The organism is Variovorax guangxiensis, assembly GCF_003952165.1.
GTDB classification, from domain to species: Bacteria; Pseudomonadota; Gammaproteobacteria; order Burkholderiales; family Burkholderiaceae_C; genus Variovorax; species Variovorax guangxiensis.
Map to the genome: position 1 here is coordinate 107,108 of NZ_RXFT01000014.1, position 20,901 is coordinate 128,008.

The 20,901-nt window shown below is 69.2% G+C and carries 20 protein-coding genes; 10 read left to right on the top strand and 10 right to left on the bottom strand.

The window, feature by feature from the left end; translation table 11 throughout:
• Positions 1-19: 19 nt before the first annotated feature.
• The 4 genes from panB to EJP67_RS26600 all read right to left on the bottom strand — a co-directional run bounded on the left by panB (position 20) and on the right by EJP67_RS26600 (position 3,699).
• Complete coding sequence (gene panB / locus EJP67_RS26585) at positions 20-922, bottom strand: 3-methyl-2-oxobutanoate hydroxymethyltransferase (RefSeq protein WP_126024733.1); 903 nt, start codon at positions 920-922, stop codon at positions 20-22.
• 69 nt (positions 923-991) lie between these two features.
• Entirely contained in the window at positions 992-2,566 is a 1,575-nt protein-coding gene (gene nadB, locus EJP67_RS26590; RefSeq protein ID WP_126024734.1) for an L-aspartate oxidase, read from the bottom strand.
• 10 nt (positions 2,567-2,576) lie between these two features.
• Positions 2,577-3,413, bottom strand: a complete 837-nt coding sequence (locus tag EJP67_RS26595) for a segregation and condensation protein A (protein WP_019656612.1) — start codon at positions 3,411-3,413, stop codon at positions 2,577-2,579.
• Positions 3,414-3,492: 79 nt separating this feature from the next.
• Complete coding sequence (locus tag EJP67_RS26600; RefSeq protein WP_126024735.1) at positions 3,493-3,699, bottom strand: DUF3460 family protein; 207 nt, start codon at positions 3,697-3,699, stop codon at positions 3,493-3,495.
• 72 nt (positions 3,700-3,771) lie between these two features.
• On the opposite strand from EJP67_RS26600, the gene EJP67_RS26605 reads away from it, so the two are divergent.
• Positions 3,772-4,248, top strand: coding sequence for an outer membrane protein assembly factor BamE (locus EJP67_RS26605; RefSeq protein WP_126024736.1), 477 nt, complete (start codon positions 3,772-3,774; stop codon positions 4,246-4,248).
• Here the strand turns inward: EJP67_RS26605 and EJP67_RS26610 are convergent.
• Positions 4,245-4,751, bottom strand: coding sequence for a DsbC family protein (locus EJP67_RS26610; protein ID WP_165909709.1), 507 nt, complete (start codon positions 4,749-4,751; stop codon positions 4,245-4,247). The two genes, EJP67_RS26605 and EJP67_RS26610, sit on opposite strands and share 4 nt — an antisense overlap.
• A 61-nt stretch (positions 4,752-4,812) precedes the next feature.
• Positions 4,813-7,080, bottom strand: coding sequence for an aminotransferase class V-fold PLP-dependent enzyme (locus EJP67_RS26615; protein ID WP_126024738.1), 2,268 nt, complete (start codon positions 7,078-7,080; stop codon positions 4,813-4,815).
• 102 nt (positions 7,081-7,182) lie between these two features.
• Between EJP67_RS26615 and EJP67_RS26620 the strand changes: the two genes are divergently transcribed.
• Together EJP67_RS26620 and EJP67_RS26625 are read left to right on the top strand one after the other, a co-directional pair.
• Positions 7,183-7,644, top strand: coding sequence for an Lrp/AsnC family transcriptional regulator (locus EJP67_RS26620; protein WP_126024803.1), 462 nt, complete (start codon positions 7,183-7,185; stop codon positions 7,642-7,644).
• Positions 7,645-7,758: 114 nt separating this feature from the next.
• Positions 7,759-9,474: an enoyl-CoA hydratase-related protein gene (locus EJP67_RS26625; RefSeq protein WP_126024739.1), complete on the top strand. Its 1,716-nt coding sequence runs from the start codon at positions 7,759-7,761 to the stop codon at positions 9,472-9,474.
• Positions 9,475-9,489: 15 nt separating this feature from the next.
• Here the strand turns inward: EJP67_RS26625 and EJP67_RS26630 are convergent, their stop codons facing one another.
• Together EJP67_RS26630 and metG are read right to left on the bottom strand one after the other, a co-directional pair.
• Positions 9,490-9,696: a hypothetical protein gene (locus EJP67_RS26630; protein WP_126024740.1), complete on the bottom strand. Its 207-nt coding sequence runs from the start codon at positions 9,694-9,696 to the stop codon at positions 9,490-9,492.
• A gap of 28 nt (positions 9,697-9,724) precedes the next feature.
• Positions 9,725-11,821 carry a methionine--tRNA ligase gene (metG, locus tag EJP67_RS26635; RefSeq protein WP_126024741.1) on the bottom strand — a complete coding sequence of 699 codons (2,097 nt, stop codon included), beginning with the start codon at positions 11,819-11,821 and terminating at the stop codon, positions 9,725-9,727.
• A 366-nt stretch (positions 11,822-12,187) separates the two neighbouring features.
• Here metG and EJP67_RS26640 point away from each other — a divergent pair, with 366 nt between their 5' ends.
• The 3 genes from EJP67_RS26640 to EJP67_RS26650 all read left to right on the top strand — a co-directional run bounded on the left by EJP67_RS26640 (position 12,188) and on the right by EJP67_RS26650 (position 14,573).
• The gene (locus EJP67_RS26640) at positions 12,188-13,222 is read left to right on the top strand and encodes an isocitrate/isopropylmalate dehydrogenase family protein (protein WP_126024742.1); all 1,035 of its coding nucleotides are present in this window, start codon (positions 12,188-12,190) and stop codon (positions 13,220-13,222) included.
• 36 nt (positions 13,223-13,258) lie between these two features.
• Positions 13,259-13,948, top strand: coding sequence for a YceH family protein (locus EJP67_RS26645; RefSeq protein WP_126024743.1), 690 nt, complete (start codon positions 13,259-13,261; stop codon positions 13,946-13,948).
• 118 nt (positions 13,949-14,066) lie between these two features.
• The gene (locus tag EJP67_RS26650; protein WP_126024744.1) at positions 14,067-14,573 is read left to right on the top strand and encodes a hypothetical protein; all 507 of its coding nucleotides are present in this window, start codon (positions 14,067-14,069) and stop codon (positions 14,571-14,573) included.
• Here the strand turns inward: EJP67_RS26650 and EJP67_RS26655 are convergent.
• Entirely contained in the window at positions 14,542-15,012 is a 471-nt protein-coding gene (locus tag EJP67_RS26655) for an Lrp/AsnC family transcriptional regulator (protein WP_126024745.1), read from the bottom strand. The two genes, EJP67_RS26650 and EJP67_RS26655, sit on opposite strands and share 32 nt — an antisense overlap.
• 96 nt (positions 15,013-15,108) lie before the next feature.
• On the opposite strand from EJP67_RS26655, the gene EJP67_RS26660 reads away from it, so the two are divergent.
• Both EJP67_RS26660 and EJP67_RS26665 read left to right on the top strand, forming a co-directional pair.
• Entirely contained in the window at positions 15,109-16,296 is a 1,188-nt protein-coding gene (locus EJP67_RS26660) for a M20 aminoacylase family protein (RefSeq protein ID WP_126024746.1), read from the top strand.
• Between the two features lie 21 nt (positions 16,297-16,317).
• Positions 16,318-17,544, top strand: a complete 1,227-nt coding sequence (locus tag EJP67_RS26665; RefSeq protein ID WP_126024747.1) for a diaminopropionate ammonia-lyase — start codon at positions 16,318-16,320, stop codon at positions 17,542-17,544.
• Between the two features lie 7 nt (positions 17,545-17,551).
• Here the strand turns inward: EJP67_RS26665 and EJP67_RS26670 are convergent, their stop codons facing one another.
• Complete coding sequence (locus EJP67_RS26670) at positions 17,552-18,748, bottom strand: patatin-like phospholipase family protein (protein ID WP_126024748.1); 1,197 nt, start codon at positions 18,746-18,748, stop codon at positions 17,552-17,554.
• An 85-nt stretch (positions 18,749-18,833) separates the two neighbouring features.
• Here EJP67_RS26670 and apbC point away from each other — a divergent pair, with 85 nt between their 5' ends.
• Both apbC and EJP67_RS26680 read left to right on the top strand, forming a co-directional pair.
• Positions 18,834-19,925: an iron-sulfur cluster carrier protein ApbC gene (gene apbC, locus EJP67_RS26675; protein WP_126024749.1), complete on the top strand. Its 1,092-nt coding sequence runs from the start codon at positions 18,834-18,836 to the stop codon at positions 19,923-19,925.
• Between the two features lie 16 nt (positions 19,926-19,941).
• The gene (locus EJP67_RS26680; RefSeq protein WP_126024750.1) at positions 19,942-20,886 is read left to right on the top strand and encodes a LysR family transcriptional regulator; all 945 of its coding nucleotides are present in this window, start codon (positions 19,942-19,944) and stop codon (positions 20,884-20,886) included.
• The last annotated feature ends 15 nt before the right edge of the window (positions 20,887-20,901 follow it).

Genomic DNA, 20,901 nt, shown 5'->3' on the forward strand with positions numbered 1-20,901 from the left:
TCCTTCCTTGCCAGGCGCCTTACCAGGCGTGGATGCGGTCGTCGGGGAAGCTGCCGTCCTTGACGGCCTGCACGTAAGCCTTGAGCGCGGGCAGCACGCCCGGCGCGTCGGCCATGAAGTTGCGCACGAACTTCGGCATCTTCCCGAGGTTGATGCCCAGCATGTCGTGCAGCACGAGCACCTGCCCGGCTGTGGCCTTGCCCGCGCCGATGCCGATGGTGGCGCAGTGCTTCAGTTCGGCCGTGAGCTCGGCGGCCAGCGCGGCCGGCACCATCTCGAGCACCAGCATCGCCGCGCCCGCGTCCTGCAGTTCATGGGCCTGCTGCTTCAGCAGCGCGCCGGCCGTGTCGCCTTTGCCCTGGACGCGGTAGCCGCCCAGCGCATGCACCGTCTGCGGCGTCAGGCCGAGGTGGGCGCACACGGGAATGCCGCGCTCGACCAGGAAGCGCACCGTGTCGGTGGTCCAGCCGCCGCCTTCGAGCTTGACCATGTGCGCGCCGGCCTGCATCAGCACGGTGGCGCTGCGCAGCGCCTGTTCGCGCGACTCCTGGTAGCTGCCGAAGGGCAGGTCGGCGATGAGCCAGGCCGTGCCCTGCACGCGGCGCAGGCCGCGCGAGACGCTGTCGGTGTGATAGCGCATGGTGTCCAGGCTCACTCCCACCGTGCTGTTCAGGCCCTGGCAGACCATGCCGAGCGAGTCGCCGACAAGCAGGCAGTCGACGCCGGCCGCGTCGGCCATGGCGGCGAAGGTGGCGTCGTAGGCGGTGAGCATCGCGATCTTCTCGCCGCGCGCGTGCATGTCGGCCAGGCGCGGCAGGCTCACCGGCTTGCGCGAGGCAGGTGGGGAGGCCGGCGGGAGCGTGCCGTAAGGCGAGGCCGGCGGTGCTTCAGTGGCGGCGGTGGTGGGCGTGGTGTTCGACATGGTTGGGTTTCTCCCTGCGGGCGTCGGTGGCCGGGCATCCTTGAGTGAAGAAAAACGAACGGGTGGGGGTTATCGGTCTGCCGGAGGCGCCAGCACCGTGGGTGCGGCGGGCTCGGCGAGCGAGGGGTAGTCGCGGCTGAAATGCAGGCCACGGCTCTCGTGGCGGGCCTGCGCGGAACGCACGATCAGCTCGGCCACCTGCACCAGGTTGCGCAGCTCGAGCAGGTCGCGCGTGACGTGGAAGTTCGCGTAGAACTCCTGGATCTCGGCCTGCAGCAGCGCGATGCGGTGGCTCGCGCGCTCCAGGCGCTTGTTGGTGCGCACGATGCCGACGTAGTCCCACATGAAACGGCGCAGCTCGTCCCAGTTGTGGGAGATGACCACGGTCTCGTCGGCGTCGGTGACGCGGCTGTTGTCCCAGGCGGGCAGTCCGGCGAGTTCGCGCACCGGTGCCGAGGCGATGGCGCCGGCCGCCGCGCGCGCGAACACCATGCACTCGACCAGCGAGTTGCTCGCAAGCCGGTTCGCGCCGTGCAGGCCGGTGCAGGCGGTCTCGCCGATGGCGTAGAGGCCCGGGATGTCGGTGCGCCCGCTCAGGTCGCTGAGCACGCCGCCGCAGGTGTAGTGCGCGGCGGGCACCACCGGAATCGGCTCGCGCGTGATGTCGATGCCCAGCTCCAGGCAGCGCGCCAGGATGTTGGGGAAGTGCTCCTTCAGGAACGCGGCCGGCTGGTGCGAGATGTCGAGATACACGCAGTCCAGGCCGTGCTTCTTCATCTCGAAGTCGATGGCGCGGGCCACCACGTCGCGCGGGGCCAGTTCGGCGCGCCCGTCGTGTTCCGGCATGAAGCGGGTTCCATCGGGCAGTTTCAGCAGCCCGCCTTCGCCGCGCACCGCTTCGCTGATCAGGAAGGACTTCGCGTGCGGGTGGTAAAGGCAGGTCGGGTGGAACTGGATGAACTCCATGTTCGACACCCGGCAGCCCGCGCGCCACGCGGCTGCGATGCCGTCGCCGGTGGCCGTGTCCGGATTGGTCGTGTAGAGATACACCTTGCCCGCGCCGCCGGTGGCCAGGATGGTGTGCGGCGCTCGGAAGGCCTGCACCTCGTCGGTATCGCCGTCGAGTGCGTACAGGCCCAGGCAGGCGGCGTCGTCGAGCCCAAGCTTCGGGCCGGTGATGATGTCGACCAGCGTGTGGTTCTCGAACAGCGCAATGTTCGGCGTGCGGCGCACCCGTTCGATCAGCACCTGCTGCACCGCCGCACCGGTGGCGTCGGTCACGTGCACGATGCGGCGCTGGCTGTGGCCGCCTTCGCGCGTCAGGTGCAGGCCGCCATCTTCTTCCGAGAAGGGCACGCCCAGCTCGCGCAGCCAGCCGATGGCCTCGGGAGCGTGCTCCACCACGAAGCGCGTCGCCTCGGGGTCGCACAGGCCGGCGCCGGCCACCAGCGTGTCCTCGACGTGCGCGTCGAAGCTGTCGCCCGCGGCCAGCACCGCCGCGATGCCGCCCTGCGCCCAGGCGCTGGAGCCGTCGTTCAGAGCGCGCTTGGTCAGCACGGCCACGCGGTGCGTGGGCGCCAGGTGCAGCGCGGCGGAGAGGCCGGCCAGTCCGCTGCCGACGATGAGGACGTCGAAGTCGCGCACGAGGTATGAATCAGGAAGGGGAGTACGCCAGCCGCACGTAGATGGGAGCGAAGGCTTCCGCCTGCGTGATCTCGATCAGCGTCTCCTTCGCGAGCTCCAGCATCGCGATGAAGGTGACGATCAGCACCGGCACGCCGCGCGACACGTCGAAGAGCTTCTCGAACTCCACGAAGCGCTGGCCCTGCAGGTGGCGCAGCACGATGCTCATGTGCTCGCGCACGTTGAGTTCCTCGCGCGAGATCTTGTGGTGCTGCACGAGCTTGGCGCGCTTCATGATGTCGGCCCAGGCGTCGCGCAGCTCGATCACGTCCACGTCGGGAAAGCGCGGCTTCAGCGACTGCTCGATGTAGACCTGCGCCTTCCAGAAGTCGCGGCCGTACTGCGGCATGGCGCTGATGGCGGCGGCCTGCAGCTTGGTCTGCTCGTACTCGAGCAGGCGGCGCACGAGTTCGGCGCGCGGGTCTTCGGCCTCTTCGCCGTCGGCCACCTTCTTGGGCGGCAGCAGCATGCGCGACTTGATCTCGATCAGCATCGCGGCCATCAGCAAATACTCGGCCGCGAGCTCGAGGTTGCTCTGGCGGATCTCGTCGACGTAGCTCAGGTACTGCCGCGTGAGCCCCGCCATCGGGATGTCGAGGATGTTGAAGTTCTGCTTGCGGATCAGGTAGAGCAGCAGGTCGAGCGGGCCCTCGAAGGCCTCCAGGAACACCTGCAGCGCCTCGGGCGGGATGTACAGGTCCTTCGGCATCGCGAACAGCGGCTCTCCATAGAGCCTCGCGAGCGCGACCTGGTCGACCACCTCGGGCATGTCGACCACCAGCGTGCCGTTGTCCTCGTCGCTGTTCATCGTGCCGGTGCTACCGTTTCAATAGCGGCCGACGCAATGCGGACGGGGATTTGCTGCCAATTCGGCATCGGCGAATGGCTTACTTGGTCTGGGTCTGGTAGACGTAGGGCTGCTGGGGCACGCGGGCTTCGCTGTATTCCTCCAGCAGGCCGCGGTCGAGGTGCTTGTCCCACAGCAGGGCGCGGCCGGCGCGCTGCTCGGCCTCCAGCGTCGGCTTCTTTTCCTTCATCTCCTCGATGAAGTTCGTGATCTCGGAGGTGTAGTGGGGGCGGCGGAAGATGGACATAGACTGGACCTTTGATTGGCGCGAATTTTACCGGGGACGGGCATGAAGCAATTTCGAGCGTGGCGGATCGGCATGGCAATCGGGTGTCTGGCGGCTGCGATCGGGCTCGCCGCATGCGACTCGAAGAACATCGGCGAGCTGGAGGAAGGCGTCTCCACCGAGGCCGACGTGCGGGCCCGCTTCGGCCAGCCCGAGAACATCTGGGACGGCGCGGGCGGCGCCCGCGTGTTCGAGTACAACCGCCAGCCCGCGGGCCAGAAGAACTACATGATCACCATCGGCACCGACGGGAAGATGAGCGCCCTGCGGCAGGTGCTCACGCCCGAGAACTTCGCCAAGGTGCAGCCCGGCATGATGATGGAAGACCTGCGCAAGATGCTGGGCAAGCCCGCGAAGGTCACGCCCTATGCGCTCAGGCGCGAGACCGAATGGGAGTGGCGCTGGGTGCAGCCGCCGAATTCGCCCATGGTCTTCACCGCCACGCTCGACGACGACCAGCGCGTGGTGCGCAGCGGCTCTTCGCCCGATCGCGGCACCGAAGCCCCCTAGCTCCGGCCGGTCGCGAGCAATTGCTCGATCCAGCGCACGGGAATCGCACCAGGCACGAAGGTGCCGTCGCCGAAGACCAGCGCGGGCGTGCCCCGGATGCCCAGCCTGCGCCCGAGCGCGGCATTGCGCTGCAGCGCCGACGTGTCGCAGCCGCCGGCGGATGATGCGGGCTCGGCGCCTTTCTCGATCCAGGCTTCCCACGCTGCGGCCCTGTCCCTGCCGCCGCACCACAGATTGCGCGCCTTGGCCGACGAATCCTCGCCCAGCACCGGATAGAGAAACACGTGCACCGTGACGTTGCCGAGCGCCTTCAGGTCCTTGTCGACGCGCTTGCAATGGCCGCAGTTCGGGTCGGAGAACACCGCGATCTGCCGCTTGCCGTCGCCGTGCACGACCTTGATCGCGTCCTGGAAGGGCAACTGGTCGAAGCGCATGCCGTCGAGCTTGCCGAAGCGCCCTTCGACGGAGTCGGAGCGGCGCTGGGCGAAGGCGGACGGCAGCATGCCGAGTGCGCAAGCGGTGAGGAGAAGTTCGCGGCGTAGATTCACTGGGGCTTTCAAGAGGTCAGACGGCCTGCACATGCAGCGCTTCGGCGGATGATTCTCGCGGCCACAGCGCGAGCCCTCCGGCCAGGCTCCAGGCCTGCGCATGGCCCAGCCGGCGCAGAGCCTTGGCGGCCTGCGCGCTGCGGTTGCCGCTGCGACAGAAGAACACCACCGGCGTCTCTTCGGGCAGCGCCAGCCAATCGGCCAGGGCATTGGGCAGCCTCGACAGCGGCACGGCCTGCAGCCGGGTCGCCGCGTCCAGCACGGGCGCGTGGCCGACACGCTGCTCGTAGGGCTCGCGCACGTCGACCAGCACGAGGCCGGGGTGCGCCTGCTGCAGGGCGGACAGGGCCTCGGGGCTCAGGTCGAAGGCCGGGCCGGCGGTCCAGGTGTCGACACGGGCGCCGCAGGCCATGGTCTGGTATTCGGTGAGCGCGAGGCCGCGTTCCAGCGCCTCCTTGGCGCTCGCGAAGCCGGCCGCGTCCAGGGCGCCGGAGAGCACCTGCCTCAGCAGCGGCTGGGCCGCGCATTCGGTGTCCAGCGTGGCGGCGAAGCGGTCGTCGTAGTCGTGGCCCGGAAGCATCAGCGTGCCCGGCTGCAGCGCCTGCTGCAGCTTGAGCAGCGAGGGGCCGTAGGCCAGCGGCTCGCTCTGAGCGAAGTCGCTGCGCCCCAGCGCGCCGGGCATCAGGGTGTCGCCGACGAAGGCCAGGCGCAGGCCGCCGGCATCGTGCAGCAGGTAGGCGGTCGAGTCTGCGGTGTGGCCGGGCAGCGCCAGCCTGGTGAGCCGCTGCGCGCCGAGCTCGATCTGCTGCGCGCCCTGCGGCCATCCGAGCGCGTCCACGGGGCCGGCCTCGCGTTGCGATTCGGGCACGGCGGCGAGCAGCTCGGGGCCGGAGGAGGCGTGGTCGCCATGGCTGTGCGTGTCGAGCACGGCGGCCAGCGTGTACCCGTGGCAGCCCAGCCATTGCGTGAGCTGGCCGGTCAGCTCGGGCAGCGGGTCGATGACCACGCAGCGGCGGCTGGCGGCATCGGCCAGCAGGTAGCAGCAGGCGCCATCGACCACGAAGCGGGTCAGCCGCTCGGGCGGCAGCGCGTGGCTCTGCGGCGTGGTGCTCAGGCAGCTGTCGCGCAACGATTCGCCGCATGCGCGGATGCGGGCGCATGCCTCGTCGATGAAGGCATCGTCGGCGGCCGGGCCGAAGGACAGCCGCACCGCCGAGGCGGTGCGCCACGCGGGCAGCCCCATCGCCTCCAGCACGTAGCTCGGCCGGGCCTTCGATGCGCCGCAGGCGGAGCCGCCGCTGACGCGCATGTCGGCGGCGTCGAACAGGTCCAGCAGCAGCTTGGAGCTCAGGCCGGGCACCGAGAAGTTCAGCGTGGTCGGCAGGGACAGCTCGGGCGGCGCGTTGAACACCAGGCCGGGGAAGGCGTCGCGCAGCGCGGCGGCGAGGCGATCGCGGCAGGCGGCGAGCGTGCCGTGGTCCTGGAAGGTCCCGCCTTCCTCCAGCGCCTCCAGCACGGCGCCCAGCGCCGCGATGCCCGACATGTTCTCGGTGCCGGAGCGAAGCGAGTCTTCCTGGCCGCCGCCGGCCATCAGCGGCGTGAAGGGCGCGCCCTGGCGCACGTACAGCATGCCGATGCCCTTGGGCGCATAGAGCTTGTGGCCGGAGAAGGGCGCGTAGTCGATGGGCCGCTCGCCCAGCCACAGCGGCAGCTTGCCCAGGGCCTGCACGCTGTCGACCATCCACAGTGCCGGGCTGCTTGCGAGCGCGGCGGCAATGCCGTCGAGATCGCTCACCACGCCGGTCTCGTTGTTGGCCGCCATCGTGCAGACCATGCCGGCGCGTGGCGCATGGGCGCGCAGCCAGCCGAGATCGTGGCGGCCGTCGCGGCCCACGGGAATGGCGAGCACCTCCAGGTTCAGGCCCAGCAGCGCGTTCCAGTGCCTGAGCGCCTCGGGCACGGCCTTGTGCTCGGTCGCGCCATAGAGCAGCAGATCGGCGGCGGTGTCGCCGGTCTGGCGCCGGGCACGCAGCACGCTCAGGGCCGAGAGCACGGCGGTCTGGATGCCTTCGGTCGCGCCGCTGAGGAACAGCAGCCGCCCCGAGGGCGCGCCGATCACCCGGCGGGCGCGGGCGCGCACGGCGTCCATCAGCGCCCGGGCCTTCAGGCCGGTGGTGTGGATGCTGCTCGGGTTGCCGAAGTCGCCGGCCATGGCGGCGAGCGCTGCGGCGCGTGCCTGGGGCAGAACGGGGGTGGTGGCGTTGGCGTCCAGATAGATTTCCATGGACAGGATTCTGCAAAGCCGAACCGGGAAAAGGCTTGCGTTCCAGGCTCCAATTCTTCAGCATTTGAGAATCAGATTCTCAAAAACATGAAGAAGATAAAAATTGATTCCATGGATCGAAAGATCCTCGAACTGCTGCAGCAGAACGCCGAATGGCAGGTCGCCGAGTTGGCCGCGCGGGTCGGCCTTTCGCAGACACCGTGCTGGCGCCGCATCCAGCGCCTGAAGGAGGCCGGCGTCATCACCCGCAGCGTGACGCTGGTCGACCCGCAAAAGGTGAACGTGGGCGTCACCGTCTTCGTCGCCGTGCGCACCCGCACGCATTCGCAGGCGTGGTTCGACCACTTCAAAGCGGTGGTCGACGTGATTCCCGAGGTGGTCGAGTTCTACCGGATGAGCGGCGACATTGACTACCTGCTGCGCGTGGTCGTGCCCGACATCGCCGCCTACGACAAGGTCTATAAGCGCCTGACCGCCGACACCGACCTGTCGGACGTGAGCTCCAGCTTCGCGATGGAGGAAATCAAGTTCACCACCGCGCTGCCGCTTTCCTACGTCGAATGAAAACTGCGGCGAGGCCGCCGTGCGAACTTTCAGTCAACTTATCCGGAAGAAAGGTTGCAGATACATTTTTGACATTCATTGACATTTAGTCACCGACATTACCGGGGCCGTCCGATGCACATCCTGCTTGTCGCGAGCGCGTTCAACAGCCTGACGCAACGGGTTCTCGCCGAACTCCAGGACCAGGGCCACACCGTCGGCGTGGCGCTGGCCCTCGGCAATGACGACGCACTGCGCGAGGCGGTGCGGGTGCATGCGCCGCAGCTCGTCGTGGCGCCGATGCTGACCACGGCGATCCCGCAAGACATCTGGACCGCCCACACCTGCCTGATCGTGCACCCCGGCCCGCCCGGCGACCGGGGCCCCTCGTCGCTCGACTGGACACTGCAGGGCGCCGCCGAAAGCTGGGGCGTTACCGTGCTCGAGGCCGTGGCCGAGATGGACGCGGGCGACGTCTGGGCCTGGTCGCCGCTGAAGCTGCCGCCGCTGGCCGGCAAGAGTGACCTGTACCGCGGCGAGGTGGCCGACGCGGCGCTCGACGCCGTGCTGCTCGCCGTCGAGCGCTTCGCATCGGGCAGGCACAAGCCGCAGAAGCAGGAGGCCGCCGCGCTCGCCGCCGGCTGGCGGCCCTTCATGAAGCAGGAAGAGCGGCGCATCGACTGGACCTCCGACCCGACCGAAGCGGTGCTGCGCAAGCTGCGCGCGGCCGATTCGCAGCCCGGCGTGCTCGACGAACTGCTGGGTGCGCGCTGGTACCTGCACGGCGGCCATCCCGAGGACGAGCTGCGCGGCAGCCGCCCCGGCGAGCTGATCGCCACCCGCGCCGGCGCCATCTGCCGCGCCACCGTCGACGGCGCGGTGTGGATCCAGCAGCTGCGTCCCTGGCGCGAGCCCGGCTCGCGCCTGCCCAGCTACAAGCTGCCGGCCGTCGAGGCGCTGGGCGACCTGCTGCCCTCCGAAGTGCCCGAGGTGCCGGCGCCGCTGCAGTTGCCGGCGGGCCGTCGTACCTTCTCAGACATTCGCTACAGCGAGCAGGGCGCGGTGGGCGTTCTGAACTTCAGCTTTCCGGGCGGCGCGATGAGCACCGCGCAATGCCGGCGTCTGCTGGAGGCCTACTGCTTCGCCTGCACCCGGCCGACCTCCGTGCTGGTGCTGGGCGGCGTGCGCGACTTCTTTTCCAACGGTATCCACCTCAACGTGATCGAGGCGGCAGAGGACCCGGCCGAGGAGTCTTGGGCCAACATCCACGCGATGAACGACCTCGTCGAGGCGGTGCTCACCACCACCGACCGGCTCACCGTGTCGGCGCTCGGCGGCAACGCGGCGGCCGGTGGCGTGATGCTCGCGCTGGCGGCCGACGAGGTCTGGTGCCGCGACGGCGCCGTGCTCAACCCGCACTACAGGCTGATGGGCCTGCACGGCTCGGAATACTGGACCTACGTCCTCCCGCGCCGCGTGGGCGAGAGCGAGGCGTTGCGGCTCACGCAGTCGGCCCTGCCGGTGAGCGCGAAGCGCGCGGTCGAACTCGGCATGGCGCAGCGCGTGCTGCAGGCCGCGCCCGAGGAGCTGGGCGCCGAAGTGGCCCGGCTGGCTGCGGAACTGGCCGCTTCGCAGGAGCTGGCCGATCGCATCGCGCGGAAGAAAGCGATGCGCGAGCAGGACGAGTCGATCAAGCCGCTGCAGCGCTACCGCGACGAGGAGTTGACCCACATGCGCCGCAACTTCTTCGACGCGCGAGAGCCGCATGCGGGTCTCAGGTCGGCATTCGTGCGCAAGGAAAAGGCGTTGCACACGCCGCCGCACGTGGCGCGGCTGGGCCTGGCGGACTGAGCCTGCCGGGCCTGTTCACTGGCTGTCGGGAATCACCGCATCGGCTGCCGCGCCCACGGCCTTGCCCGTGATGCGCGCCGTGCCGATGGCCGCGTCGGCAGCCAGCCCGACAGCGCAGGCGCCCACGCTCACCGCCGTGCTGGCCACCGTCACCACCGCGCAGCCGCCCAGCAGGGACGAAAGCGATGCAAGCAGAAGGGCTCGGCGCAGCAGTGCTGTCATGGCGGTTCCTTTTCCTGAATGAAGCCGGTCAGCGAACCCGCATGCCCGGCGTCGCGCCCGGCCAGGGTTCGAGCACGTGGATGCCGGGGTGGGCCTTCTCGTCGCCATGGCTGGCGGCCAGCACCATGCCCTCGCTCACGCCGAACTTCATCTTGCGCGGCGCGAGGTTGGCGACCAGCACGGTGAGCTTGCCCACCAGCTGCTCGGGCTGGTAGGCCGAGGCGATGCCGCTGAACACGTTGCGGGTCTTGCCCTCGCCGGCGTCCAGCGTCAGGCGCAGCAGCTTGGTCGAGCCCTCGACCTTCTCGCAGGCCACGATCCTTGCGATGCGCAGGTCGATCTTCGCGAAGTCGTCGATGGTGATGGTGGGCGCGATGGCTTCGCCGCCCGGCAGCTCGGTGGCCTGCGCTGCGGCGGGGGCAGCGGCAGCAGGTTCGGGCGCGTCGAACAGCTTGTCGACCAGCTTGGCGTCGGCGCGCTGCATCAGGTGCTTGTATTCGCCGATGGCGTGGCCCGCGGGCAGCGGCTGCGCGGCGTCGGCCCAGGTCAGCGGCGAGATCTTCAGGAAGGCCTCGACGTTCAGCGCCAGCGCCGGCAGCACCGGCTTCAGGTACAGCGTGAGCAGGCGGAAGGCCTCGATGCACACGGTGCACACGTCGTGCAGGCGCGCCTCGGCGCCTTCCTTCTTGGCCAGCTCCCAGGGCTTGTTCTGGTCGACGTACTCGTTGACCTTGTCGGCCAGCGCCATCACCTCGCGCAGCGCCCGGGCGTAGTCGCGGCCGTCGTAGAGCGAATGCAGCTGCGCCGCCGCGTCGCGCAGCGTGAACAGCAGCGCGTCGCCGTCGGCCGAGACCTCGCCCAGCTTGCCGCCGAAGCGCTTGCCGATGAAACCCGCCGCGCGGCTGGCGATGTTGATGTACTTGCCCACGAGGTCGCTGTTGACGCGCGCGACGAAGTCCTCGGGGTTGAAGTCGATGTCCTCGTTGCGGCCGTTGAGCTTGGCGGCGATGTAGTAGCGCAGCCATTCGGGGTCCAGGCCGATGGCCAGGTACTTCATCGGGTCGATGCCGGTGCCGCGGCTCTTGCTCATCTTCTCGCCGCTCACCGTCAGGTGGCCGTGCACGTACACCGCGTCGGGCGCCTTGCGGCCGCTGAAGTGCAGCATCGCGGGCCAGAAGAGCGTATGGAAGGTGATGATGTCCTTGCCGATGAAGTGCACCTGCTCCAGGTCGGGGTCGGCCATGTACTCGGTGTACGAGATGCCGTCGCCGCCCAGCTCGATGCAGCGCTTGTCCAGCAGGTTCTTCAGCGAGGCCAGGTAGCCCACGGGGGCGTCGAGCCACACGTAGAAGTACTTGCCGGGAGCGTCGGGAATCTCGATGCCGAAGTAGGGCGCGTCGCGGCTGATGTCCCAGTCGCCGAGGCCGCCCTTGCCCTCGTCGTCCTTGTAGAGCCACTCGCGGATCTTGTTCTGCACCTCGGGCTGCACGTGGCCGGCGGCGGCGGTCCATTCCTTCAGGTAGGCCTCGCAGCGCGGGTCCGACAGCTTGAAGAAGAAATGCTCGGAGCTGCGCAGCTCCGGCTTGGCGCCCGAGAGGGCCGAGTAGGGGTTGATCAGCTCGGTGGGCGCGTACACCGCGCCGCACACCTCGCAGTTGTCGCCGTACTGGTCCTTCGAATGGCAGTTGGGGCACTCGCCCTTGATGAAGCGGTCGGCCAGGAACATGCCCTTTTCGGGGTCGTAGAACTGCTCGACGCTCCTGGTGCTGATGAGGCCGGCGGCGCGCAGGTCGCGGTAGATGTCCTGCGCGAGCTGATGGTTCTCGGGCGCGTCGGTCGAGTGCCAGTTGTCGAAGGAGATGTAGTAGCCGTCGAGGTAGGGCTTGCGGCCCGCGGCGATCTCGGCCACGAAGGCCTGCGGCGTCACGCCGGCCTTGTCGGCCGCGATGGTGATGGCCGCGCCGTGGGCGTCGTCGGCGCACACGAAGTTGACGTCGGCGCCGTTCATTCGCTGGTTCCGCACCCAGATGTCGGCCTGGATGTACTCCATCATGTGGCCGATGTGGAACTTGCCGTTGGCGTATGGCAGGGCGGTGGTGACGAAGAGCTTGCGCGGGGCGGACATCGGGGAGGGCGCTTTCGGGAGTGGCTGACGGGGAACCTGGCATTTTAGGTTGCATGGCTGCCGGGGGCGTCCGATGGCGCCATCGACCCCACGCCGCACGCCATCGACTTCACCGCCTGTATCGCCGCTCTCTTGGCAGGTTCGGCGAGCTCGCCCCTGGCGCCTTGGCAGTTGCCTTCCAGCGAAGGAGCGCCGAGCGTCGGGCCGGACTCTTCGTGGCCGTGGGCGCCTGCCGGCGAGGCAGCAACGGCGAAGGGCCTCAAAGGTGGCCTCAACGTGGGGGCACTCGACGAGCCGCTGTCGCGCGGGCGACGTATGCTCCAGCCCCCGACCCAGAAAGCGCAGACAGAAAGCGAGACGAAGCCGATGACCACCACCTCCATTCCCGCAACCCTCATCCCCGGCGACGGCATCGGCCCCGAGATCGTCGACGCCACGCTGGCCGCGCTCGACGCGCTGAAGGCGCCCTTCGCCTGGGACACGCAGATCGCCGGCCTGGGCGGCGTCAAGGCTTCGGGCGACCCGCTGCCGCAGGCCACGCTCGACAGCATCCGCAAGACCCGCCTCGCCCTGAAGGGCCCGCTGGAGACCCCCTCGGGCGGCGGCTACCGCTCGTCGAACGTGCGGCTGCGCGAGGAATTCCAGCTGTACGCCAACCTGCGCCCCGCGCGCACCATCATTCCCGGCGGCCGCTTCGACAAGATCGACCTCGTGGTCGTGCGCGAGAACCTCGAAGGCCTGTACATCGGCCACGAGCACTACGTGCCCATCGACGGCGACCCGCACGCCGTGGCCATGGCCACCGGCATCAACACCCGCCAGGGCAGCCGCCGCCTGCTCGAATACGCCTTCGACACGGCCGTGGCCACCGGCCGCAAGAAGGTCACGCTGGTGCACAAGGCCAACATCATGAAGGCGCTCACGGGCATCTTCCTGGAGACCGGCCTGGACCTCTACGAGAAGAAGTACAAGGGCAAGTTCGAACTCGACACGGTCATCATCGACGCCTGCGCGATGAAGCTGGTGCTCAACCCCTGGCAGTTCGACATGCTGGTCACGACCAACCTGTTCGGCGACATCCTCTCCGACCTCGTGGCCGGGCTGGTCGGCGGCCTGGGCATGGCGCCCGGCGCCAACATCGGCACCGATGCGGCGATCTTCGAGGCCGTGCACGGCTCCGCCCCCGACATCGCGGGCAAGGGCATCGCCAACCCCACGGCCTTGCTGCTCGCCGCAGCGCTGATGCTCGACCACGTGAAGCTGCCCGAACTGGCCACGCGCCTGCGCACCGCCATCGACGAGACGCTGAACATCGACAAGGTGCGCACCGGCGACCTGGGCGGCACGGCCGGCACCGAGGCGTTCACGAAGGCGCTGGTCAGCCGCATCAACGGCGCTTGAGCCCCGCTGCGGCCGCGTTTTCTTTTCCGAGCCCCCATGTCATCGACAACCCTTCCAGTCCTCTCCCTGGTCGAAACCCGCGTGCTCGGCGTGCTCGCCGAAAAGCAGCGCACCGTGCCCGACAGCTACCCGCTCACGCTCAACTCGCTGGTGTCGGGCTGCAACCAGAAGACCAGCCGCAACCCGGTGCTCGAACTCACCGAGTCGCAGGTGCAGGCCGCCGTCGACAGCCTCCGGGGCTACAGCCTCGTGGCCGAGACCAGCGGCGGGCGGGCCTTCCGCTACGAGCACAACGTCGACCGCGTGCTGCGCATCCCGTCGCAGTCGGTGATCCTGCTGACCGTGCTGATGCTGCGCGGCCCGCAGACGGCGGGCGAGCTGCGCATCGCCTGCGACCGCATGCACAACTTCGCGGACATCTCGTCGGTGGAGGGCTTCCTCGACGAACTCGCCGAGCGCCCGGCCGGCGCGCTGGTGGTGAAGCTGCCGCGCCTGCCCGGCGCGCGCGAGAGCCGCTGGGCGCATCTGCTGAGTGGTCCGCCGCCCGAGGAAAGCATGCGACCCGCCGGTGTGTCGTCCGATTCGGGGCAGGCGTCGCACGACGTGTCGCTGGGCGAAGTCGCGGCGCTCAAGGCCAACGTGGCGCGGCTGGAAGCCGAGGTGGCGTCGCTGAAGGCGCTGCTGGGGCGGGTGTGCTCGGAGCTGGGGATTTCGGAGGCGGGGTGACGGGCCCCTGAGCGCCTCATGAGCGCCTTCTGATCGCGCCATTTCACACGGGCTTCACGCAGCCCGCACACCCGGTGTCTAACTTCGGCCTCCATTGCGAACACCCCTGGAGCCCTGCATGGACAACGGACACACCGTCGCGTGGCGCGACCACATGCCCTTCGACGACATCACGCGCCGCGCGCTCGCGTGGCTCGCGGCACTGGCCGGCATCGCGAGCCTGTATGCCTTCTTCTGGTGGGCCGCCTCGGCCACCGGTTTCTTCCTCTTCGACGGCTATCGCCACACCTGGCGGAGCCTGGGCACGGCGATCGTGTTCCGCGACATGGACACGGTCTACTACCTGCTGAGCTGGGTCTTTTCCGTCTTCGGCGGCTTCTATGGCTGGATCGCGCTCGTCGGCTTTGCCGCGACGCATCGACGTGGGTGGGATGCGGTGGCGCCGTGGATCAAAACCGGCTGCGCCGTCGGCGTGGCCGCCGGACTGGCCTTCGAGCCGGGACGACTGCTGGCGCTGCTGCCCATGGTCTGCGCGGTGACCCTGCTGCTGCGCTCGATGCTGATGCCGTCCGCCGACGCGCGCCGCGTGGAATTCAGCTCCCGGACACCGGCACGTCCAGGCTGAGCTTCACCGGGTCCATCGTGACCAGCGTTCGGAAGCGCTTGACGTTGTTGCTCTGGAAGAAAAGCTGCCGCGTGAGCGCCGTGTACTGCGCCATGTCACGCACCACGAAGACCAGGATGAAGTCCCACTCTCCGGTGACGTAGTAGCACTGCTGCACCTGCGGGCAGTCTTTGAAGCTCTTCTTCATCGCGTCCAGCCGCTCGATCTGCTCGCTTTCGGCTTCGACCTCGGCCACGATGGTCAGCGGATGGCCCAGCGCGGCGGGCGACAACACCGCGCCGTAGCGCTGGATGACCCCCTCGTCGCGCATGCGCTTGAGCCTTCGGTTCACCGCCGCCGTCGACAGGTGCACGCGCTCGCCCAGTTCGCTCTGGGGCATGCGGCTGTCGGCCTGGATCAGCTCCAGCAGGCGAAGATCGAGGGCGTCTAGCGGGGTCATGGGTGCCTGGTCGGATGCTGGGTGCGCGCAAAAACGTTGCGTCGGAAGCCTCGATTTTGCGTACCTGTCTCGCGCCATTGTCAATAGCATCCCGCCATGAACCTCCACGACGCACCCCTGCGCGACACGCTCACCGGCTGGCGCCGCGCGCTGCACGCGATTCCCGAGACCGGCTTCGAGGAGGCGAAGACATCCGCCTTCGTCATCCGCGTGCTGAAGGCGCTGGGCCTGGAGGTGCACACCGGCATCGGCGGCACTGGCCTCGTGGCCAACCTGAAGGTGGGCAGCGGCAAGGGCACGATCGGCCTGCGCGCCGAGATGGACGCGCTCAACATCACCGAGCTGCCCGCCGACCGCGCCTACGCCTCCACCACGCCCGGCAAGATGCACGCCTGCGGCCATGACGGCCACATGTCGATCATCCTCGGCGCGGCGCAGCTGCTGAGCGAGCGGCGCGACTTCGACGGCACCGTGCGCTTCATCTTCCAGCCAGCCGAGGAGCACGGCCGCGGCGCGAAGGCCATGATGGACGACGGCCTGTTCCAGCGCTTCCCGGTCGACGAGATCTACGGCCTGCACAACATGCCCGGCATGCGCGCCGGCACCTTCGCCACGCGCGCGGGCGGCCTCATGGCCAGCGAGGACAACTTCGTGATCCACGTGAAGGGCCTGGGCACGCACGCCGCGCGGCCGCACATGGGCATCGACCCCATCGTGATCGGCGCGCAGATCGTGCTGGCGCTTCAGACCATCGTCTCGCGCACGCTCGACCCCAGCGCGCAGGCGGTGGTCTCGTGCACCGAGTTCATCACCGACGGCATCCGCAACGCGATTCCGTCGAACGTCGTCATCAAGGGCGACACGCGCAGCTACGACCCCGAGGTGCAGCGCATGCTGGCCGCGCGCATGCGCGAGATCAGCGAGGGCATCTGCCGCATGCACGGTGCCGGCTGCGAGTTCAGCTACACGCACGAGTTCGCGCCCACGGTGAACTGGGCCGGGTGCGTGCCCACGGCGGTGGCCGCCGCCACGGCCGTGGTGGGCGCGGAGAACGTGAACGCCGACGTGGCGCCGATGATGATCTCGGAGGACTTCGGCGCCTTCCTGCAGGCCGTGCCCGGCGCCTTCGTGTTTCTGGGCAACGGCGTCGAGGGCGAGCCCGGCGGCACGCCGCTGCACAACGGCAGCTACGACTTCAACGATGAGGTGCTCTCCACGGGCGCCCGCTATTTCGCGGAGATCGTCCGCATGCGCCTGCCCGCGCAGGGCCACACCACCAACTGATTGATTGATTGAGCGAACGACATGCTTTTCAGGAATCCCCGGGCTCGGCGCCGCGCATACGACGAATCGCTGCGCGAGGTGATGAGCATCGCGCGCGGCAAGGAGAGCCGGCAGTGGCTGTCGACATGGAAGCGGCTGCAGCCCGCGCCTACTCCGGCATGGTCGCTGCCGGGGCTCGCGCGGCAGCTCGGCATCGGCGCGTTGACGGTGAAGGACGAGTCGGCGCGCTCGGCGCTCGGCAGCTTCAAGGTGCTCGGCGCGCCGGTGGCGCTGCTGAGGCTGGTGCTGCGCCGCTGGCCCGACCGCGGGTGGGCGCCCGCCGATCTTCTCGCCGGCAGGCATGCGGATGCGCTGCGCGACTTCGTGGTCGTCAGCGCCACCGACGGCAACCACGGCCGCGCGCTGGCGGCGGCCGCGCAGAGCATCGGCTGCCGCTGCGTGATCGTGCTGCACGCGCAGGTCAGCGAGGAGCGCGAGGCGCCGATTGCGGCGCTGGGCGCGGAGATCGTGCGCATCGCGGGCAACTACGACGAGTCGGTCGAGGAAGCCGCCCGGCTGGCCCGCGCCAACGGCTGGGAGGTGGTTTCCGACACCTCCTACGAAGGCTACGAGGAAGTGCCGCGCGACGTGATGCAGGGCTACGGCATCCTGGCCGATGAGCTGCTCGAGAGCAGCGCCGCCGATACGCCGTGCCCCTTCACCCACGTCATCGTGCAGGGCGGCGTGGGCGGGCTGGCCGCAGGCGTCGTCAGCCATTTCTGGGAGCGCTACGGGGCGGCCCGTCCCAACTTCATCGTCGTCGAGCCCGAGCAGGCCGACTGCCTGCTGCAGAGCGCGCGCAATGGCCATCCGAGCCGCGCGACGGGGTCGGTCGATTCGGTGATGGCCGGGTTGGCGTGCGGAGAGACATCGCCGCTCGCATGGCGCTTTCTTCAGCCCGCCGTCGACGTCTTCATGACGGTGACCGACGCGCAGGCCGAGCAGGCGATGCGCACGCTCGCGAGCGGCGATGCTGGCGATGTGCCCGTGCTCAGCGGCGAATCGGGGGCTGCCGGCCTCGCCGCATTGCAGGCGCTGGCGGCCGACCCCGCCGCCCGCGACGCCGCGCAGTTGGGCGCCGACGCCCGCGTGCTGCTGATCAGCACCGAAGGCGCGACGGCACCGGGTGTGTACCGCGCGATCACCGGGCGTTCCGGCGAAGAAGTCGTCGCGGCGCAGACCCGGTGGCTGGCCGGCGAGCGCGCGTGAGGACGATCTACGCCGCGTTCCAGCCGAAAAAGCGCAGCACCTCGTCGCGCTGCTTCATCGTGTCGGCGCGCCCCAGCGCCATCAGCTCGCGCGTGTAGGCCGACTCGAAGAGCAGGTAGCTGGCCAGTGCGCCGCCCTTCACGTCGGCCGCGACCTTCGAGCCGCCCAGCAGGTGCCGCACCGCGCCGGGCAGGGCATCGACGTGGCGCGCCGCGATCACGTCCAGGCGCTCCGAGGGCGAGATCACCAGCAGGTCGAGCGGGCGCAGCGAGCTCGCCGCGCGCGCCTCTTCCGGGATCAGTCCCAGTGTGTGGTTGATGCGGCGCAGGCGCTCGATGTCCACAGCCAGCGCGTCGAGGAAGATGCTGGACAGCGCGTGGCCCGCGATCTGCGCCATGGTCGGATAGCCGCTGTGGGTGTTGGGCGCGGTGGCGTCGCGCGGCTCGTGCATGCGGCCCGCGCCTATCACCACGATGCGCTGCGCCCCAAGGTGGATGGCCGCTGCGATGGGTGCCGACTGCCGCATCGAGCCGTCGCCGAAGTACTCGGTGTGGCCCTGCATCGGCAATGCCGTGGCCGGGAACACGAAGGGAATGGCCGACGAGGCCAGCAGGTGCTCGTGCGTGATGCTGTCGCGCACCGACAGGCGCTGCGAGCGTACCCACGGCTCCATCGGCACGGCCGCCTCGAAGAAGGTGACGTGCTCGCCCGAGCTGTAGCTCGACGCGGTCACGGCCAGCGCCTGCAGGTGGCCGTCCTTCATCAGCTGCGGCAGGCGGTCGAGCGGCACCATGCGCCGCAGCAGCTGCGACAGCGGCGTGTTGTCGAGCAGCGACTTCGGCTTGATGCGCATCCAGTTGGCCGCGAAGCGCCCGAAGCCCAGCAGCATGCGCCAGCGCGTGCCGCTGCCGATCACCGAGAGCGAATCGGCGCGGTACACCTGCTCGGCGCGGAACTTGCCCCAGACGTCGGCGATGTGGCCCACCACATAGTCGAAGTCGTCGCAGCCGCAGGCCAGCGCCGCCGCGTTGATGGCGCCGGCCGAGGTGCCGGTGATGACCTGGAAGGGGTTGGCCGCGCCGGTGATCGCCGTGCCGGCCGCCCGGCGGATCTCGGCGATGGCTTCGAGCACGCCGACCTGGTAGGCGGCCCGCGCGCCGCCCCCGGTGAGCAGAAGGCCGGTGACGGGGCTTGTGTCGGGCATTTTGTTCGTTGTCGGGCTATTGGAAGGGCTCGGGGTGCCGGCTTGGCGAGCGCCTTAGACTACCGGCCATTCAGGAGTTTGATCAATGGCACTCACCCCAGAAGGGCTCATGGAGGCGCTCAAGGCCGTCCAGGACCCTAACACCGGCAAGCCTTTCGCGGCGACCCGCTCGCTCAAGAACCTCCAGGTCTCGGAGGGCGACGTCTCGTTCGACCTCGAACTCGGCTACCCGGCCAGGAGCCAGCACGCGGCCATCCGCAGGGAACTGGTGGCGGCCGCCAAGGCGCTGCCGGGCGTGGAGAACGTGTCGGTGAACATCGTCACCAGGGTCATCAGCCACGCGGTGCAGCGCGGCGTGCAACTGATGCCGAACGTCAGGAACATCATCGCGGTGGCCTCCGGCAAGGGCGGCGTGGGCAAGAGCACCACGGCGGCCAACCTGGCGCTGGCGCTGGCCTCCGAAGGCGCCACGGTCGGCCTGCTCGACGCCGACATCTACGGCCCCAGCCAGCCCATGATGATGGGCATCGAAGGCCGCCCCGACAGCGCCGACGGCAAGACCATGGAGCCCATGGAGCGCCACGGCGTGCAGGTCATGTCCATCGGCTTCCTGGTCGACCAGGACCAGGCCATGATCTGGCGCGGCCCCATGGCCACCCAGGCGCTGGAGCAACTGCTGCGCCAGACCAACTGGAAAGACCTTGACTACCTCGTCGTCGACATGCCCCCGGGCACCGGCGACATCCAGCTCACGCTGAGCCAGCGCGTGCCGATGACGGGCGCGGTGATCGTCACCACGCCGCAGGACATCGCGCTGCTCGACGCCAAGAAGGGCATCAAGATGTTCGAGAAGGTCGGCGTGCCGATCCTGGGCATCGTCGAGAACATGGCGGTGCACGTGTGCTCGAACTGCGGCCATGCCGAGCACATCTTCGGCGCCGACGGCGGAAAGAAGATGGCGGCCGAGTACCAGATGGAGTACCTGGGCGCGCTGCCGCTGGACATCAATATCCGGCTGCAGGCCGACAGCGGGGCGCCCACGGTGGTGTCGCAGCCCGACAGCGAGGCCGCCGGCATCTACAAGGCGGTCGCCCGCCGCGTGGCCGTGGGCATCGCAGAGAAGGCGAAGGACTTTTCCGCGAAGTTCCCGACGATCTCGATCAGCAAGAACACCTGAAGAACGGCCTTTCCCGATGAACCTGCTCGCCTCGATGCGCTACCTGGTGGCGCTGAACGAGCACAAGCACTTCGGCCGCGCGGCCCAGGCCTGCCACATCACGCAGCCGGCCCTGTCGAATGCGCTGCGCGCGCTGGAGACCGAGTTCGGCGTCGTCATCGTCAAGCGGGCCCGCGTGTACGTGGGCCTCACGCACGAGGGCGAGCGCGTGCTGGCCACGGCGCAGCGCATGCTGCGCGACAACGAGGTACTGCTGCAGGAACTGCGCAGCGACGTGGACAACCCGCACGGGCGCCTGCGCATGGCGGCCGTGCCTACGGCGATTCCGATGCTCTCGCGCTTCGCGGCCATGCTGCAGGAGCGGCACCCGGGCATCGTGCCGGCGGTGCTCTCGATGAGTTCGCAGGACCTGGAGACTGGACTGGAGAGCCTCTCCATCGACCTCGCGCTGGGCTACACCGAGCGCATGCACCTGCCGGGCATCAAGCTCAGCGCCTGGCCGCAGAGCGTGGAGCACTACTTCCTGCTGCGCCGTGCGAATAAGCCATCGTCTGACGAACTGCGCATCGGCGAGCCCATCGCCTGGGCCGAGGCGGGCAAGCTGCCGCTGTGCCTGCTGACCTCCGACATGCACAACCGCGCCATCGTCGACCAGGCGCTGCGCGAAGCGGGCGCGCCGGTGAATCCGGCCATCGAGACCAATTCGGTGCTGGCGCTCGCGCTCGCGGTGAGCGCGGGCAAGGTCTGCAGCGTGCTGCCCGGCGGCATGGTGGATGCCGTGCGCACCCACCGAGAGCTGGAAGCACTGCCGCTGGTGGGGCCGGACGTGCGCACGCCCATCGGCTTCATGACGCAGGACGGCGTGCGCGCTTCCCGCGCCCTCGAGGCCGCGCTGGCATTCATGCAGGCGCCCGAATGGCAGGCGCATCTGCAGGAGCATGACGGGTCGCTGGGCGATTGATCGGCGGCCTCTCTT

What these genes read in the sequence shown, in the direction of transcription:
- EJP67_RS26625 (WP_126024739.1), top strand. Translation starts at nt 7,759, where the DNA reads ATGCACATCCTGCTTGTCGCGAGCGCGTTCAACAGCCTGACGCAACGG.
- EJP67_RS26680 (WP_126024750.1), top strand. Translation starts at nt 19,942, where the DNA reads ATGAACCTGCTCGCCTCGATGCGCTACCTGGTGGCGCTGAACGAGCAC.
- EJP67_RS26610 (WP_165909709.1), bottom strand. Translation starts at nt 4,751, where the DNA reads ATGCTGCCGTCCGCCTTCGCCCAGCGCCGCTCCGACTCCGTCGAAGGG.
- EJP67_RS26630 (WP_126024740.1), bottom strand. Translation starts at nt 9,696, where the DNA reads ATGACAGCACTGCTGCGCCGAGCCCTTCTGCTTGCATCGCTTTCGTCC.
- EJP67_RS26595 (WP_019656612.1), bottom strand. Translation starts at nt 3,413, where the DNA reads ATGAACAGCGACGAGGACAACGGCACGCTGGTGGTCGACATGCCCGAG.
- EJP67_RS26655 (WP_126024745.1), bottom strand. Translation starts at nt 15,012, where the DNA reads ATGACCCCGCTAGACGCCCTCGATCTTCGCCTGCTGGAGCTGATCCAG.
- EJP67_RS26645 (WP_126024743.1), top strand. Translation starts at nt 13,259, where the DNA reads ATGTCATCGACAACCCTTCCAGTCCTCTCCCTGGTCGAAACCCGCGTG.
- EJP67_RS26665 (WP_126024747.1), top strand. Translation starts at nt 16,318, where the DNA reads ATGCTTTTCAGGAATCCCCGGGCTCGGCGCCGCGCATACGACGAATCG.
- EJP67_RS26600 (WP_126024735.1), bottom strand. Translation starts at nt 3,699, where the DNA reads ATGTCCATCTTCCGCCGCCCCCACTACACCTCCGAGATCACGAACTTC.
- metG (WP_126024741.1), bottom strand. Translation starts at nt 11,821, where the DNA reads ATGTCCGCCCCGCGCAAGCTCTTCGTCACCACCGCCCTGCCATACGCC.
- apbC (WP_126024749.1), top strand. Translation starts at nt 18,834, where the DNA reads ATGGCACTCACCCCAGAAGGGCTCATGGAGGCGCTCAAGGCCGTCCAG.
- panB (WP_126024733.1), bottom strand. Translation starts at nt 922, where the DNA reads ATGTCGAACACCACGCCCACCACCGCCGCCACTGAAGCACCGCCGGCC.
- EJP67_RS26650 (WP_126024744.1), top strand. Translation starts at nt 14,067, where the DNA reads ATGGACAACGGACACACCGTCGCGTGGCGCGACCACATGCCCTTCGAC.
- EJP67_RS26640 (WP_126024742.1), top strand. Translation starts at nt 12,188, where the DNA reads ATGACCACCACCTCCATTCCCGCAACCCTCATCCCCGGCGACGGCATC.
- EJP67_RS26615 (WP_126024738.1), bottom strand. Translation starts at nt 7,080, where the DNA reads ATGGAAATCTATCTGGACGCCAACGCCACCACCCCCGTTCTGCCCCAG.
- EJP67_RS26605 (WP_126024736.1), top strand. Translation starts at nt 3,772, where the DNA reads ATGGCAATCGGGTGTCTGGCGGCTGCGATCGGGCTCGCCGCATGCGAC.
- EJP67_RS26670 (WP_126024748.1), bottom strand. Translation starts at nt 18,748, where the DNA reads ATGCCCGACACAAGCCCCGTCACCGGCCTTCTGCTCACCGGGGGCGGC.
- EJP67_RS26660 (WP_126024746.1), top strand. Translation starts at nt 15,109, where the DNA reads ATGAACCTCCACGACGCACCCCTGCGCGACACGCTCACCGGCTGGCGC.